The organism is Cupriavidus sp. 05N39 (genome assembly GCF_056397325.1).
Genome location: NZ_JBFTNE010000017.1, coordinates 53,158 through 68,848, shown reverse-complemented (window position 1 = coordinate 68,848; position 15,691 = coordinate 53,158). Strand labels below are relative to the sequence as shown.

At 63.9% G+C, this 15,691-nt stretch carries 16 protein-coding genes; 3 read left to right on the top strand and 13 right to left on the bottom strand.

Going from position 1 to position 15,691, the window contains the following annotated elements:
• The first annotated feature begins 41 nt into the window (after window positions 1-41).
• On the top strand, window positions 42-611 hold the full coding sequence (locus AC1DN0_RS11100) for a DUF4124 domain-containing protein (RefSeq protein WP_477102516.1): 570 nt from the start codon (window positions 42-44) through the stop codon (window positions 609-611).
• Between the two features lie 13 nt (window positions 612-624).
• Here the strand turns inward: AC1DN0_RS11100 and AC1DN0_RS11095 are convergent, their stop codons facing one another.
• Both AC1DN0_RS11095 and AC1DN0_RS11090 read right to left on the bottom strand, forming a co-directional pair.
• On the bottom strand, window positions 625-966 hold the full coding sequence (locus tag AC1DN0_RS11095) for an RnfH family protein (protein WP_276290210.1): 342 nt from the start codon (window positions 964-966) through the stop codon (window positions 625-627).
• Entirely contained in the window at window positions 959-1,396 is a 438-nt protein-coding gene (locus AC1DN0_RS11090; protein WP_441631970.1) for a type II toxin-antitoxin system RatA family toxin, read from the bottom strand. Before AC1DN0_RS11090 ends, AC1DN0_RS11095 begins: the two co-directional genes overlap by 8 nt.
• Before the next feature lie 241 nt (window positions 1,397-1,637).
• Here AC1DN0_RS11090 and smpB point away from each other — a divergent pair, with 241 nt between their 5' ends.
• The gene (gene smpB, locus AC1DN0_RS11085; RefSeq protein ID WP_006164727.1) at window positions 1,638-2,090 is read left to right on the top strand and encodes an SsrA-binding protein SmpB; all 453 of its coding nucleotides are present in this window, start codon (window positions 1,638-1,640) and stop codon (window positions 2,088-2,090) included.
• A 131-nt stretch (window positions 2,091-2,221) separates the two neighbouring features.
• Here smpB and AC1DN0_RS11080 read toward each other — a convergent pair whose 3' ends face one another.
• The 3 genes from AC1DN0_RS11080 to ppsA form a co-directional block, all read right to left on the bottom strand.
• Entirely contained in the window at window positions 2,222-3,154 is a 933-nt protein-coding gene (locus AC1DN0_RS11080; protein ID WP_276290195.1) for an SPFH domain-containing protein, read from the bottom strand.
• A gap of 72 nt (window positions 3,155-3,226) precedes the next feature.
• The gene (locus tag AC1DN0_RS11075; RefSeq protein ID WP_441631973.1) at window positions 3,227-3,652 is read right to left on the bottom strand and encodes an NfeD family protein; all 426 of its coding nucleotides are present in this window, start codon (window positions 3,650-3,652) and stop codon (window positions 3,227-3,229) included.
• A gap of 163 nt (window positions 3,653-3,815) precedes the next feature.
• Complete coding sequence (gene ppsA / locus AC1DN0_RS11070; RefSeq protein WP_441631975.1) at window positions 3,816-6,200, bottom strand: phosphoenolpyruvate synthase; 2,385 nt, start codon at window positions 6,198-6,200, stop codon at window positions 3,816-3,818.
• 337 nt (window positions 6,201-6,537) lie between these two features.
• Here ppsA and ppsR point away from each other — a divergent pair, with 337 nt between their 5' ends.
• The gene (gene ppsR / locus AC1DN0_RS11065; RefSeq protein WP_477144137.1) at window positions 6,538-7,353 is read left to right on the top strand and encodes a posphoenolpyruvate synthetase regulatory kinase/phosphorylase PpsR; all 816 of its coding nucleotides are present in this window, start codon (window positions 6,538-6,540) and stop codon (window positions 7,351-7,353) included.
• 124 nt (window positions 7,354-7,477) lie between these two features.
• Here ppsR and AC1DN0_RS11060 read toward each other — a convergent pair whose 3' ends face one another.
• The 8 genes from AC1DN0_RS11060 to bamA form a co-directional block, all read right to left on the bottom strand.
• Window positions 7,478-8,260, bottom strand: coding sequence for a TrmH family RNA methyltransferase (locus AC1DN0_RS11060; protein ID WP_045241476.1), 783 nt, complete (start codon window positions 8,258-8,260; stop codon window positions 7,478-7,480).
• Window positions 8,257-8,961, bottom strand: a complete 705-nt coding sequence (gene rnhB, locus AC1DN0_RS11055) for a ribonuclease HII (RefSeq protein WP_441631977.1) — start codon at window positions 8,959-8,961, stop codon at window positions 8,257-8,259. The genes AC1DN0_RS11060 and rnhB overlap by 4 nt, the downstream gene beginning before the upstream one ends.
• The gene (lpxB, locus tag AC1DN0_RS11050; protein WP_441631979.1) at window positions 8,961-10,169 is read right to left on the bottom strand and encodes a lipid-A-disaccharide synthase; all 1,209 of its coding nucleotides are present in this window, start codon (window positions 10,167-10,169) and stop codon (window positions 8,961-8,963) included. The genes rnhB and lpxB overlap by 1 nt, the downstream gene beginning before the upstream one ends.
• Before the next feature lie 14 nt (window positions 10,170-10,183).
• Window positions 10,184-10,987, bottom strand: coding sequence for an acyl-ACP--UDP-N-acetylglucosamine O-acyltransferase (lpxA, locus tag AC1DN0_RS11045; protein ID WP_276290202.1), 804 nt, complete (start codon window positions 10,985-10,987; stop codon window positions 10,184-10,186).
• 205 nt (window positions 10,988-11,192) lie between these two features.
• Window positions 11,193-11,645, bottom strand: a complete 453-nt coding sequence (fabZ, locus tag AC1DN0_RS11040; RefSeq protein ID WP_045241480.1) for a 3-hydroxyacyl-ACP dehydratase FabZ — start codon at window positions 11,643-11,645, stop codon at window positions 11,193-11,195.
• Window positions 11,642-12,748, bottom strand: a complete 1,107-nt coding sequence (gene lpxD, locus AC1DN0_RS11035) for a UDP-3-O-(3-hydroxymyristoyl)glucosamine N-acyltransferase (RefSeq protein WP_441631982.1) — start codon at window positions 12,746-12,748, stop codon at window positions 11,642-11,644. The genes fabZ and lpxD overlap by 4 nt, the downstream gene beginning before the upstream one ends.
• Before the next feature lie 35 nt (window positions 12,749-12,783).
• Window positions 12,784-13,311, bottom strand: coding sequence for an OmpH/Skp family outer membrane protein (locus AC1DN0_RS11030; protein ID WP_276290204.1), 528 nt, complete (start codon window positions 13,309-13,311; stop codon window positions 12,784-12,786).
• A 36-nt stretch (window positions 13,312-13,347) separates the two neighbouring features.
• Window positions 13,348-15,681 carry an outer membrane protein assembly factor BamA gene (bamA, locus tag AC1DN0_RS11025; protein WP_477145716.1) on the bottom strand — a complete coding sequence of 778 codons (2,334 nt, stop codon included), beginning with the start codon at window positions 15,679-15,681 and terminating at the stop codon, window positions 13,348-13,350.
• Between the last annotated feature and the right edge of the window lie 10 nt (window positions 15,682-15,691).

Here is a 15,691-nt window from a genome sequence, read left to right as displayed (position 1 = left end):
CTGCCGTATTGTCACCGCAGAGCCACCACAACCCACAAGCCATGAAACGATCGACCGCGCTGTCCAAGCTCGCCACGCTCGCCGCCCTCGCCTGCCTCTGCCAGGGAGCCGCCGCCCAGGCACAATGGCAGTGGCGCGACGGCAGCGGCCGCATGGTCTATAGCGACGTGCCACCACCGCCCTCGGTTCCGGTAGCCAGCGTGATCAAGGCACCGGGACGCTTCGCCGGGACCCTGCGCCCGCTCGAGGCTGCGCCTTCGGCGGTCGCGCCGGCCAGCCCGGCGGGCGTTGCCGCCGGCATCCAGCCTGCGCCCAAGGGAAGTGAACCGAAGGGCAATGGCAAGGCGGAGTCCACGGCAAGTGCGGAGGAAGCCTTCGAAAAGCGCCGGACGGCCAGACTGAAAGCGGAAGCCGACCAGGCCCTCAAGGACCAGGCCGCACAGGAACGGCAGGTACGTTGCGCGCGGATGCAGAACTACGCCGTCGCGCTGCAGCAAAACCGGCGCGTCGCCGTCTCGGCGCCGGATGGCTCCGCGCAGCACCTGGATGACGAGCAGCGCCAGGCCGAGTTGCAGAGGACCGGCGCCAGCCTCGAACAGAACTGCGTCTGAGCGCCGGCGGCGGTCAGCCGCCGCGCAGCCACTTCAGCCCTTCGCGCGTGCCGCCCTGGCGGGTCTTCTGCACGCGCTTGCGGCGCGCCGACTTGGGGTCGGCCACCAACGGGCGATAGACTTCGATGCGATCACCGGCCCGCACCTGCGTGTCCGGCGTCTTGAGCTTGCTGAAGATGCCGACCCGCATGGTGGCCGGATCCACCTCCGGACAGGCCTGCAGCAAACCCGAAGCGCCGATCGCGGCGAGGATGCTGGTGCCTGGCGCGACCTCCAGCTCTTTCAGGAAGGCGCCGCCCGGCTGGGCGTAGCACACGGAGATGCTTACCGGACGTGCTCCGGCTTCTTCAGCCATTGCCATAGACCGCTTCGGCGCGTTTGACGAAGGCATCGACAAAGGTATTGGCGATCACGTTGAACACCGGCCCGATGATCTTCTCCAGCAGGAAGTTGGAAAACTCATAATGCAGGTGAAACTCGATCTTGCAGGCGTCCTCGCGCAGCGGCGTGAAGCGCCAGGAGCCATTGAAGGTCTTGAAGGGCCCGTCCTCGAACACCATATCGATCCGGGTAGGCGGCTCCTGCGTATTGCGGGTGTGGAAGTACTGCTTGATGCCTTTGAAGTGGATATGGATCTTGGCATCGAGCAGCGTTTCGGTCTGCTCGAACACCTCCACGCCACCGCACCATGGGAGGAACTTGGGATAGTCCTCGACGCACGTGACCAGGTTGTACATCTGCTCGGCGGAGTGGCCGACCAGCACGGATTTTTGGACGTCTGCCATTATTGGAAGTGATGGCCCGCGCAGGCCCCGCCTGCAATATGACGCAGTGCGGAATCCACCGGGGCGGGCCGGTTTGCTAGAATCGCGATTTTAGCCCACGTGCGCCCCGGCGGCATACCGGATGTGCATGACAGCGGCATGTACGCCGCAAGCGGCGCGGCGGCACCGGATTCTTCCCTAGTTCCGGGTGTTGTTTGGCTTTTTTTGTTTTACCTATCTCCATTTCCTCTATCCGGACCGCATGACCATCGCAGACAACAAGAAAGCCTTTTTCGACTACTTCATCGAAGAGCGATATGAGGCGGGGATCGTGCTCGAGGGCTGGGAAGTCAAGGCGATCCGCGCGGGACGCGTGCAGATCAAGGAAGGCTACGTGGTCATCCGCGATGCCGAGCTGTTCCTGATCGGCGCCCACATCAGCGCGCTGAACAGTGCCTCGACCCATATCTCGCCCGATGCGGTGCGTACCCGCAAGCTGCTGCTCAAGGCGGAAGAGATCAAGCGGCTGATCGGCAAGGTGGAGCAGCGCGGCTTCACGATCGTGCCGCTCAACCTGCATTACACGCGCGGACGCGTCAAATGCGAAATCGGCTTGGCCAAGGGCAAGAAGATGTTCGACAAGCGCGAGACCGAGAAGGATCGCGACTGGCAGCGCGAGAAGGCGCGCATCATGAAGGGCGCCGGGAAAGAGTAAGGCTGCAAGACAGTTCGAGCACTTGCGCCACCGGTATGCCCACCCTCTCCCGCCTGAGCAGGGAGAGGGCAGATGCCCGCAATAGTGGGACGTGAGACGCCCCACTCCGGCGCCCTCCTTCCCCCCCGAACTCAGGCCCCCTTCTGCTGCCCTTTAACGATCTGCAGCGCGGAAGCAATCATGCTGCTCATCTCGCCGAGATTGCCCGGCACGATGAGCGTGTTGCCCTGCTTGGCCAGATTGCCGAAGGCGCTCACGTATTCCTCCGCAACCTTCAGGTTGACCGCTTCCATGCCGCCCTCAGTCCGGATGGCGCGCCCGATTTTCTCAATCGCCTGCGCATTGGCTTCCGCCACTGCCAGGATGGCCGAGGCCTCGCCCTGCGCCCGGTTGATGGCCGCCTGCCGCTCGCCTTCTGACTTCTGGATCGCGGCCTCGCGCGCGCCGGTGGCCAGGTTGATCTGTTCCTGCCGCTTGCCTTCGGAGGCSGCGATCAGCGCGCGCTTCTCCCGCTCGGCGGTGATCTGCGCCTGCATCGCGTGCAGGATCTCCTTGGGCGGTGTGAGATCCTTGATCTCGTAGCGCAGCACCTTCACGCCCCAGCTCGCGGCGGCCTCGTCCAGCGAGTTGACTACGCTGTGGTTGATGTACTCGCGCTCCTCGAAGGTCTTGTCCAGTTCCAGCTTGCCGATCACCGAGCGCAGCGTGGTCTGCGACAACTGCGTGATTGCCACCACGAAATTGCTCGAGCCGTAGGAAGCCTTCATCGGGTCGGTGACCTGGTAGTACAGCACGCCGTCCACCTGTAGCTGCGTATTGTCCCTGGTGATGCAGATCTGGCTGGGCACATCGAGCGGGATTTCCTTGAGGACGTGCTTGTAGGCAACCCGATCGACGAAGGGCAGCACCACGGTCAGCCCCGGAGTCAGCGTGGCGCGGTACTTGCCGAGGCGCTCCAGCACCCAGGCATGTTGCTGCGGCACGATCTTGAAGCTCTTCGCCACCAGGACGATGACAGCGACAAGAACCAGCAGGGGCAGCAGGCTGCCAAAGAATTCAAACATGAGACCTCCGTGACGGGGTTGGGAAGACGAACTGCTAGAACCTGGAAACCAGCACGGGCGCGGCCCGCACCGCTATCTCGGGCTGACGAACAGCGTGTTGCCGCGTACCTCGACAATGCGGAAGCGCCCCGGAGCCGCCAGCCCATTGGCCTGGAACTCGACGTCCCATTCCGTACCGCGGTAGCGCACCCGTGCCCGCCCGTCAGCCCCCCAGGCCGGCACTTCCAGTTCCTGGCCGATGTCCGGGTTGACGTTCGGATCGCGCTCCGCCACGTCGCGCCGCGTACGGCCGTAGCGGGACCGCCGCAGCACCAGGAAGCCAGCCAGGGCCACCAGCGCGGCCAGAATGGTCTGGCTGGCTGCTTCCAGCCCCGCCAGCGCACCGAGCCCGCCTGCCGCCGCGCCCAGCGCCACCATCAGCAGATACAAGGTGCCGAAACCCAGTTCCACGATCACCAGCACCGCTGCCAATGCAAACCAGATGTAATACGGCGCCATAGCCTCCCTTCGCGTTGCCTGCCTTCATGCCCGTCCGGACCAGGACCGCCGCATCGCGCACGGCCGCGGCCAAAACAAAAAACCCCCGCGGCGCCAGAGCGCCTGCGGGGGTTAGGAACACCTGGCGCAGGGCCGGTGTACCGCTATTGTGACGTCAAATGCTTCAGGAGGCCAGTTGCTTCCAGGTATCGATCACGGAATCGGGATTCAGCGAAATCGACTTGATGCCTTCCTTGGCCAGCCACAGCGCAAAGTCCGGGTGATCGGAAGGACCCTGGCCGCAGATGCCGACGTACTTGTCCAGGCGCAGCGCGGTGGAAATGGCACGCGACAGCATGAACTTGACCGCCGGGTCGCGTTCGTCGAAGTCCTTGGCCAGCAGTTCCATGCCGGAGTCGCGGTCCAGGCCCAGCGTGAGCTGGGTCAGGTCGTTCGAGCCGATCGAGAAGCCGTCGAAATACTGCAGGAACTCTTCGGCCAGGATGGCGTTGGACGGCACTTCGCACATCATGATGACGCGCAGGCCGTTTTCGCCGCGCTTCAGGCCGTGCTTGGCCAACAGGCCGATGACCTTCTCGGCCTGGCCCAGGGTCCGCACGAACGGCACCATGATCTCGACGTTGGTCAGGCCCATGTCGTCGCGCACGCGCTTCATGGCCTTGCATTCCATCTCGAAGGCTTCGGCGAAGTCTTCGGAGATGTAGCGCGAGGCGCCGCGGAAGCCCAGCATGGGGTTTTCTTCATCCGGCTCGTAGCGCGAGCCGCCGATCAGCTTCTTGTACTCGTTGGACTTGAAGTCCGACAGGCGCACGATGACCGGCTTCGGGTAGAAGGCCGCGCCAATCGTGGCGATGCCTTCGGCCAGCTTGTCCACGTAGAAGGCGCGCGGGCTGGCATGGCCACGGGCCACGCTTTCCACTGCTTTCTTCAGGTCGGCGTCGACTTGCGGGTAGTCGAGGATGGCCTTGGGGTGGACGCCGATATTGTTGTTGATGATGAACTCGAGGCGAGCCAGGCCAACGCCCTGGTTCGGGATCTGGCAGAAGTCGAAGGCCAGTTGCGGGTTACCGACGTTCATCATGATCTTGACGTCGATTTCCGGCATCTCGCCGCGCTGCACTTCGGTCACTTCGGTCTCGAGCAGGCCGTCGTAGACGCGGCCTTCGTCGCCCTCGGCGCACGACACCGTCACCAGCGTGCCGTCCTTGAGCAGGTCGGTGGCATCGCCGCAACCGACCACGGCGGGCACGCCCAGTTCGCGTGCGATGATGGCCGCGTGGCAGGTACGGCCACCACGGTTGGTCACGATGGCGGCGGCGCGCTTCATCACCGGCTCCCAGTTGGGATCGGTCATGTCGGCAACCAGCACGTCACCGGGCTGCACGCGTTCCATTTCGGACGGGTCATTGATCACACGGACGCGGCCGGTGCCGATCTTCTGGCCAATGGCGCGGCCGCTGGTGAGCACGGGCGCGGTGCCCTTGAGCTTGAAGCGCTGCTCTGCCTTGCCGGCGGACTGGCTCTTCACCGTTTCCGGGCGGGCCTGCAGGATGTAGATCTTGCCGTCGCGGCCGTCCTTGCCCCACTCGATGTCCATCGGGCGGCCGTAATGCTTCTCGATGATCATCGCGTACTTGGCCAGCTCCGACACATCGGCGTCGGTGATGGAGTAGCGGTTGCGCAGTTCGATGGGTACGTCGACGGTCTTGACGCGGCCGGCTTCGCCCGGCGCGGTGAATTCCATCTTGATCAGCTTGGAGCCGATCGAGCGGCGAATGATGGGGTACTTGCCCGCTTGCAGCGTGGGCTTGAAGACGTAGAACTCGTCCGGGTTGACCGCGCCCTGCACCACCGTTTCGCCCAGGCCGTAGCTGGAGGTGATGAAGACGACATCGGGGAAGCCGGATTCGGTGTCGATGGTGAACATCACGCCTGCGGCGCCCACATCCGAGCGCACCATGCGCTGCACGCCGGCGGACAGCGCGACGATGTCGTGCGCGAAGCCCTTGTGCACGCGATAGGAAATGGCGCGGTCGTTGTACAGCGAGGCAAACACGTGGCGGATCTTGTCCAGCACATCGTCAATGCCGCTGACGTTGAGGTACGACTCCTGCTGGCCGGCGAACGATGCATCCGGCAGGTCTTCGGCGGTCGCCGACGAACGCACGGCGAACGAAGCCTCGGCGCCTTCGCGCTCTTCGGCACGCGCGTAGAACTCGCGGATTTCCTTTTCCAGGCGCGGCTGGAACGGCGCTTCGATAACCCAGTTGCGGATCTCGGCGCCGGCTTCGGCCAGGGCCTTGACGTCGTCGACGTTGAGGGCCTTGAGGCGATCGGAAATGCGCTGGGTCAGGTTGCTGTGGGCGAGGAAATCGCGGAAAGCCAGCGAGGTGGTGGCAAAGCCACCGGGCACCCGCACGCCGGCTTCGGCCAGCTGCGAGATCATCTCGCCGAGCGACGAATTCTTGCCGCCCACGGTTTCCACATCTTCCTTGCGCAACTGCTCGAACGGCAGCACGTATGCGCCGTCAATTGCCGGGTTGTTCATAAAAGCCTCAAAACAAAGTAAGAAACCTGTTGCTGACGCCCGGAATATTGTTGGAGTTCTGCTACCGGACGGATCGCTTGGCTAAACAACCCCAGCGTTGTCACGATCGGCGCGCGATCGTGATTGCTGCAGCGCACATTGTTGACAATTCGTGCCCGAATCGTTGCACCAACAGCGCTGGTGGAATTGCTTAGCGAAAAGATCGCCGCTATTCTACCGTGCCGCACCGCACTTTCGCGGAGCGCGGATTCAAAAATATTGTCCTAACATGTCCCAGCCCGACGCTCCCATTGCACCGCAGGAACCCCAGGAACCGCGTACGGAGGAGCGCCCCGCCATCCGTACGGTCTTTATCGTCTCCGATGGTACCGGCATCACTGCCGAGACCTTCAGCCACTCGATCCTGGCCCAGTTCGAGATGCGTTTCCGCAAGGTGCGCATGCCTTTTGTCGACACGCCCGAGAAAGCACATATCGCGGTCGGCAAGATCAATGAGGCCCTCTACGCGGAAGGGGTGCAGCCCATCGTCTTCACCACCCTGGTCAACCAGGAGTCGAACAAGGCGATCCGCCGCGCCAAGGCCATGATACTGGACATGTTCCAGACCTTCATCGAGCCGCTGGAGAAGGAACTCGGCCTCAAGTCCACCCATGCGATCGGGCGCTTCCACCAGAACGCCGACACCGAGGCTTACCAGAACCGCATCGAGGCGATCAACTTCTCGCTCGCGCATGACGACGGCCAGTCGCACAAGAACCTGGCCGAGGCCGACATCATCCTGGTCGGCGTTTCGCGCAGCGGCAAGACCCCGACCAGCCTGTACCTGGCCATGCAGTACGGCCTCAAGGCGGCCAACTACCCGCTGATTCCCGACGACTTCGAGCGCGGCAAGCTGCCGAGCGCCCTGTATGCGTTCAAACCCAAGATCTTCGGCCTGTCGATCAATCCGCAGCGCCTGGCCGAGATCCGCAACGAGCGGCGGCCGGGCAGCAAATACGCGGCGCCGGAAAACTGCCGGTACGAGGTCAATGAGGCCGAGGCCATGATGCGTCGCGAGGGCATCAAGTGGCTGTCGTCCACGCACAAGTCGATCGAAGAGATCGCCACCACGATCCTGCAGGAGATCAAGGTGGATCGGGATAGCAATTATTGAGAAGGCAGCCGGCGCGCCGAACGAAGCTGAACGGTGCGCCTAAGCCGCCCGATGCCTCTGCCGGTGTTGATTCCTGCCGCCCTCAGGGGGCGTGAGAAACAATCCGCCCGTGGGCCTTACAGCATCAACCGGGCCGCCGCTGCCGCACCGCCTCGAACAGGCAGATCGCCGTAGCCGCCGCCACATTCAGCGATTCCAGCCCGCCCGGCTGCGGAATGCCCACCGTGCGGCTGACCCTGGCCATCCACTCCGGGCTGACGCCCGCGCCTTCATTGCCCACCACCCAGCCCACCGGACCACGCAAATCGGTGTCGAACACGGCCGCCTGGGCATGCGAGGATGTCGCCAGCAGCGGCACCGCCAGGCGCGGCGCCAGCATGTCCAGCGTGCAGTGCTCGACGATATTCAGGTGGAAATTGGCACCCATGGCCGCACGCAAGGTCTTGGTGGACCAGGCGAAGGCGCTGCCCGTGACGAGGAACGCATGGCCGATGCCCGCGGCGGCCGCGCTGCGCAGGATCGAGCCCACGTTGCCGGCATCCTGCACGCCGTCCAGGATGATRCAATCGGTATCGATATGCGATGGCAGGTGGCCGGACGGCGTCTCGATAACCAGCATCAGGTCGATGCCGTTGACCACGCCGGCAATCAGGTCGAACAAGGCGTCCGCCAGCAGTACCACGCGTTCGGGCGCGATCTGCCTGAGCAGCGGCGCCACCTCGGCGTGATCGTAGTGCCGCTCCGACACCACGCACTGCACCGGCTGGCCCAGCGCATCCAGGTAGGCCTGCGCAAGATGCACGCCATCGAGCACCGATTGCCCGGCCTTGCGGCGGGCATGCGTGGAGCCCGTCAGGGCCTTGAGATGCTTGAACAGCGCGTTGTCGCGCGACGTGACGTGCTTCACGATACCTGCTCCGGGAAAGACGACGGCGGCAGGCCGGCGGCAGGCGCGATGCGCCCTTGCGCGATGGCCTCGCGCACCGGCGCGAACGAGCGCCGATGGTGCGGCGTGGCGCCGTGCTGCGTGAGCGCGGCCAGGTGCTGCGGCGTGCCGTAGCCCGAGTGGGCGTCGAAGCCATACTGCGGGTACGACGCGTGCAGCGTCAGCAATTCACGATCGCGCGCCACCTTGGCGAGGATCGACGCCGCCGATATCGCCTGCACCTTTGCATCGCCCTTGACGATGGCCTCGACCGCAAAGCGCACCTGCGGGCAGCGGTTGCCGTCGACCTGCACCAGGTCTGGCTCCAGACCGGCATCCGCCAGGCCGTGCACCGCGCGCTGCATGGCCAGCATGGTGGCGTGCAGGATGTTGATGGTGTCGATCTCTTCCACCGTGGCGAAGGCGATATGCCAGCCCAGAGCGCGTTCGCAGATCTGCTCGAACAGCGCCTCCCGGCGCAGGGCGGTCAGCACTTTCGAGTCGGCCAGGCCCTTGATCGGACGCTCCGGATCAAGCACCACGGCAGCGGCATAGACGGGGCCGGCCAGCGGACCCCTGCCCGCCTCGTCCACGCCACACAGGTGGCGGACCTGCGCGGCGGTGTCGGCGAGGTCGAAACCAAGTTGGGCCGGATTGCCCTTGGCAGCGGGACGGCGCGCCATTACCCGCCCCTGCGCTGCCGGATCAGGCCGGCGACCACCTCCGAGGCGATCTCGGCGGTATTGCGTTTAAGGGTCTGGTGCATCTGGGTAAAATGTTCGCGCAGGAACGCGGTATTGCCATCGTCGTTCAACTGCAGCAACGTCTCGCGCGCCAGCGCCTCGGGCGTGGCGTCGTCCTGCAACAGTTCGGGCACGACAAAGCGCCCCGACAGGATGTTGGGCAAGCCCACATACGGCAGGTACCCCTGCCGCTTCATGATCTGCGCGGTCAGCCAGGGCACCTTGTACGAGATTACCATCGGCTTCTTGTACAGCGCCGCCTCCAGCGTGGCGGTGCCGCTGGCCAGCAGGATCACGTCGGCGGCTTCCATGGCAAGGTGCGACTGCCCGTCGATGACGGTCAGCGGAATCTGCGGATACTGCTGATGCAGGCCCTTGACGATCTCGCGCAGCGGCGCGCTGGCGACCGGCAACACGAAGGCAAGATTGCCGTCCATGCCGTGCATGCGTGCCATGGCGTCGAAGAACGTCGCCCCAAGGTTGCGCACCTCGGATTGCCGGCTGCCGGGCAACACCGCCACCACGCGGGGCCCGGCCGGCAGGCCCAGCCGCGCGCGCGCGCCCTGCGTATCCGGCACCATCGGGATCACGTCAGCCAGCGGATGGCCCACGTAGGTAGCGGGAATGCCTGCCCGGGCGTAGATCTCCGGTTCGAACGGGAACAGGCACAGGATGTGATCGACCGCGCGTGCGATGGTACGGATGCGTCCGCCCCGCCATGCCCAGATCGAAGGACTGACAAAATGCACCACGGGAATGCCGGCACGGCGCAGCGGCACTTCCAGCCCGAAGTTGAAATCCGGCGCATCCACCCCGATGAAGCACAGCGGCGGCTGCGCGATCAGCTGTTCCCTGATGGCGCGGCGCGTGGCCAGGATCTCGCGCAGCGAGCCCAGCACCTCCACATAGCCGTTGACCGAGAGCGTATCCATCGGCCATTGCGACTCGAACCCCTGCGCCATCATGCGCGGCCCGCCAATGCCGGCGTAGCGAACGGTTTCGCCGAGCCGGGCCTTGAGCCCGCCCATCAGCAGTGAAGCCAGCAGATCACCCGAGTTCTCGCCGGCCACCATGGCAATGGTGCCGCGCGTACCCGCGCCTGCTACGTCCCGCGTGGCACCCGTGGCCGGTAGGACACCGTCGACCATGGCGTGGGCCGGCTTCAGCGCACAATGCCGCGCTGCGTGGCGGCAATGAAGTCGAGGAAACCCTGCAGCGGCACCTTGGCGCTGCCTTCGGCATGCGCGATCAGTTGCGCGATCTCGTTGCGGGCGGCTTCGAAGCTCAGGTCGGACTTGTACAGTACCTTGTAGGCCTGGCGCAGGGCCGCGATCTGCGCGGCGTCGAATCCACGGCGGCGCATGCCTTCCACGTTGATGCCGTGCGGCGTGGCCTTGTTGCCGCCCTTGTCGCCCGCGGCGATCACGAACGGCGGCAGGTCCTGCACCAGTGCCGAGGCGCCGCCCAGCATGGCGTGGTCGCCAATGCGCACGAACTGGTGAACCCCGCTCATGCCGCCAAGGATGGCCCAGTCGCCCACCTGCACATGGCCGGCAATCTGCGCATTGCTGGAAAACACCGTATGGTTGCCCACCCGGCAATCGTGCGCGATGTGGACATAGGCCATGATCCAGTTGTCGTCGCCGATACTGGTCACGCCCTGATCCTGCACCGTGCCGGTGTGGATGGTGGTGAACTCGCGAATGGTATTGCGATCGCCGATCACGAGCCGGGTCGGCTCGTTGCGGTACTTCATGTCCTGCGGCGTGCCGCCAACCGAGGCATATGGCCCAATGCGGTTATCCGCGCCGACGGTCGTATGCCCTTCGATGGTCGTGTGCGCGCCAACCTGGGTACCGCTGCCAAGGCGAACGTTGGGACCAACGATGGAAAACGGCCCGACGGTCACGTCGGCTGCAAGCTCGGCCTTCGGGTCGACCAGTGCGCTGGGATGGATTTGCGTCATGCGTCCTGTCCTATGGTCTGAGATTGAAAAGTTGAACGATCGAAACAATGAACCAACACGTCCAAATTCGCTTTCAGGGTGTAGCTAGCGGCCGTCAGGTGGTGCCGCCCCCAGCGCAGGAACCGGCACGTACATGGGTACGCGAGGGTTCCGAGCAGCGGACGGTGCCGCATGGCGGCCGCGCGGTAGCCCTGAATGCGAATGTTCAGGCGTCGGCTTGTTTGACGGTGCACATCAACTCAGCTTCGCAAGCCACCTTCTCGTCGACGGTGGCAAACGCCTTGAACTTCCAGATGCCGCGGATATAGCGCTCTACGGATACGGTCATGTGCAGCTGGTCGCCCGGCGTCACAACCTGCTTGAAGCGCGCGCCGTCGATGCCGACGAAGTAGTAAAGCGAGCCTTCCTTGCGCTCCATGTCGGCGCCAAAGGTCAGCAGGCCGGCCGACTGCGCCAGCGCTTCAAGGATCATCACGCCCGGCATCACGGGGTGACCCGGGAAATGGCCCTGGAAGTACGGCTCGTTCATGGTGACGTTCTTCAGCGTTTTGATACGCTTCTGCGGCTCCAGTTCAAGCACGCGGTCTACCATCAGGAACGGGTAACGATGCGGCAGCAGCTTGAGGATCTTGCGGATGTCGATATCGACGGCGTTCATGATTTTTTCTCTTCGGTATGCTGGATAGAATTGCCGGCGTCCTGGCCTTGCAGGCGTTTTTCGAGCTGGATCACGCGCTCGCGCAATTTGCTCAGCCCTCGCAAGGTGGCCGCGGTGCGTTCCCAGTCGCCATGCGGCTGGACCGGGAACACGCTGGTGAAATGACCGCCGGGCTTGGTAATGGATTTAGTGATCGACGTGCCACCGGAAACCGTGGTGCGGTCGGCAATGTTCAGATGGCCGGCAAAGTTGGCCGAGCCCCCGATGACGCTAAAGCGGCCGACCTTGGTACTGCCGGCAATCGCCGCGCAGCCCGCGATCACAGTATGCGCGCCCACGCGCACGTTATGCGCGATCTGCACCTGGTTGTCGAGCTTGCAGCCGTCCTCGATGACCGTATCGGCCATGGCGCCGCGATCGATCGCGGTATTGGCGCCCACCTCGACATCGTTACCCAACACCGCGCGGCCGGTCTGGGGAATCTTGACGTACTCCACGCCGCCCGGGCCGATGTCCGGGGCAAAGCCAAAGCCATCGGCGCCCAGCACCGCCCCGCTGTGCAGTATGCATCGCATGCCCACCACGCATTGATGATAGATCGAGACATTGGCGTAGATCAGCGTGTCGTCGCCAATCCGCGCCCCGGTACCGACAAAGCCGTTGGCCAGGATACGCACCCGTTCGCCTAGCCGTGCCCCGCTCTCGATCACCACATTGGGCCCGATAAAGCACGAAGCCGGCACTACGGCATCCGGCGCCACGCTGGCGCGCGGGTCGATGCCGGTACGATGGTCGGTATTGGCACGGCGCTCGAAGCCCTGCGCGATACGTGCAAAGCACACGTAGGGATTGCGCGCGACCAGCCAGTTGCGGCCGTCGGCCTGGCCTTCAGCCCGGATGCGCTCGAGGTCGGCTGCGGACACGATCACGGCACCGGCGCCGGACGCCAGCGCCTGTGGCAGGTACAGGGGGTTGGAGAGGAACGAGAGCTGGTCGGAGCCGGCCTGGTCGAGCGGCGCGAGGCCGCGCACGGCGAGGTCGGGATCACCCACAACCTGCGCGCCGGTATCGGTGGCGAGCTGACCCAGTGTGGGTGTTTGCATGGCAGTACTTCCTTGGACTGTGAAAACAGGCAGGCTTACTTGCTGCCGGCGTTCAGCGCTTTCATCACATCGTCGGTGATGTCGATGCGAGGATTGACATAGACGGCTTCCTGCACGATCAGGTCGTACTTGCGCTGTTCTGCAAGCTGGCGGATCACGCGGTTGGCACGCTCGAGCACCTGGGCCAGTTCCTCATTGCGGCGCTGGTTCAGGTCCTCGCGGAATTCGCGTTGCTTGCGCTGGAATTCGCGGTCGAGATCGGCGACTTCGCGCTGACGGCGTTGGCGGTCGGCGTCAGCCAGCACGGCAGTGTCCTTGTCGAGCTTGTCGGCCATGCCCTTGATCTTCTGGGCCATGTCCTGCAGCTCGCGGTCGCGCTTGGAGAATTCCTGTTCCAGCTTGACCTGGGCCTGCTTGGCAGGCACCGAGTCACGCAGGATACGCTCGGAATTCACCGCGGCAATGCGTGCTTCCTGCGCCATGGCGGGCGCGGCAGCCAGCAGCGCGCCAGCCGTCAGCGCGGCGGCCGTCAGGCTCTTGATCAGTGGGAATGTTGTTTTCATGAATACGTTCCTCAATCTTCTATTCTCTATTCTCGCTCAGAACGCGGTACCGATCTGGAACTGGAAGCGCTGTACCTTGTCGGTCTCATCCTTCTTCAGCGGGAAGCCCACGCTGATCTTGAGCGGACYGATCGGCGACAGCCACGACATGCCCACACCCGTCGAATACTTCAGCTGGCTGAACAACAGCGGCGTGCCTTCCTGGTACACGTTACCAAAGTCGAAGAAGGTGAACAGGCGCAGCGTCCGGTCCACGCCCGAACCCGGCAGCGGGAAGATGAACTCGACGTTACCAATCATCTTGGAGGCGCCGCCAGTCGGGTTGCCGTTCTGGTCCTTCGGGCCCAGCGTGCTGGTCTGGTAGCCGCGAACCGAGCCGATACCGCCGGCGTAGAAGTTCTTGAACACCGGGAACGGCGTGTTGCCATAGCCATGACCGTAGGCCACTTCACCGTTGAAAGCCATCGTGAAGGCTTTCGACAGCGGATAGAAATACTGCTGCTGGATACTGGCGCGATAGTACTGCGTATCGCCACCGGGCACGCCCACTTCAAGGTTGGCCTGCGTGTAGGGTCCCTTGGTCGGGACCAGCGCGCTGTCGCGCCGGTCGCGGGCCCAGCCGATCGTGAACGGGAAGTTGTTGATCGGGTCGCCGCTGTTTTTGCCGATCTTCGTCAGCCACTGGGTGTACTGGATCGGCGTGTTCACCGAGGTGTAGACCTGGCTGCGCTCGTAGCCGATACCGAAGAACACCGTATCGACTTCCGAGAACGGCACGCCGAACTTGAAGCCACCGCCCATCGACACGATCTTGTAGTCCTGGTCGCCGGTGTAGTACAGCGGCCGCGACGTACGATAGTAAACATCGGTCGAGCGGCTGATGCCGTCGACCGTGAAGTACGGATCGTACTGCGTCAGCGAGATGGTGCGGAAGGACTTCGCGGTGTTGACGTCCAGGCCCAGGCTGGTACCCGAACCGAACACGTTGTCCTGGCGCAGGCCGGCCTGCAGCACCAGCTTGTCCGTGGAGGAGAAGCCCAGGCCCAGGCTGATCTGCCCGGTCGGCTTCTCGGTCACGTTGACGTTCACATCGACCTGGTCGGGCGCGCCGGGCACGTCCTCGGTCGTGATGTTGGTATCGGTGAAGTAGCCGGTACGGTTGATACGCGCCTGCGACTGGGTCAGCTTTTCGCTGTCGAACCACGAGCTTTCCATCTGGCGCATTTCGCGCCGCACCACTTCATCGCGGGTCTTGCTGTTGCCCACCACGTTGACGCGGCGCACATAGACGCGACGGCCCGGATCGACCATCAGGGTCAGCGCGACCTCGCGCTTTTCCTTGTCGATCTGCGGCTGCGGATTGATGGTGGTGAACGCATAGCCGTAGGTGCCCAGCAGATCGGTAATGGCCTTGGTGCTCTGGGTCAGCTTCTCGGATGAAAAGACCTCGCCCTTCTGCAGCTTGAGCAGCTTTTCCATCTCGGCCTGCTTGCCGAGCAGTTCGCCTGCCAGGCGGATGTCCGACACCTTGTACTGGTCGCCTTCCTTGATGTTCAGCGTCAGGAAGATGTCCTTCTTGTCCGGCGTGATCGACACCTGGGTCGATTCGATGGCGAACTCGAGGTAGCCGCGGTTCAGGTAATACGAACGCAGCGATTCCAGGTCGGCAGTGAGCTTCTGCTTGGAATACAGGTCGTTCTTGGTGTACCAGGACAGCCAGTTCGGGGTCGACAGCTGCATTTCATCGCGCAGCGTGCTTTCCTTGAAGGCCTTGTTGCCGACGATATTGATCTGGCGGATCTTGGCCACCGGGCCTTCGTCGACATTGAACACCACCGACACGCGATTGCGGTCGACCGGGGTGATCGTGGTCTGAACGTCGGCGGCATAGTAGCCGCGCGCCACGTACTGGCGCTTGAGTTCCTGCTCTGCCTTGTCGATCAGGGCCTTGTCGTAATACCGGGCTTCGGCCACGCCCACCGCGCGCAACGAGCGGCGCAGGGTGTCCTTGTCGAACTCCTTGATGCCGACGAATTCGAGCTGGGAAATGGCGGGACGCTCTTCCACCTGGACCACCAGCACGCCGTCCTCGGAACGGATCTGGACGTCCTTGAAGAACCCGGTGTTATACAGGGCACGAATGGCGTCCGCGCCCTTGTCGTCGCTGAAGGTCTCGCCGACCTTGACCGGCAGGTAGCCGAACACCGTACCCGGCTCGACCCGCTGCAGGCCCTCGACACGAATGTCCTTGACGACGAATGGCTCCGCGGCCCAACTCACTGGGGTCCAGGCCGCGATGATGGCACTCGCCAGCACGCCCAGCGAGATGCGCTTATGTCTGATCAATCTTGATCCCCTCTTTGATTCCATGCAGGATTGG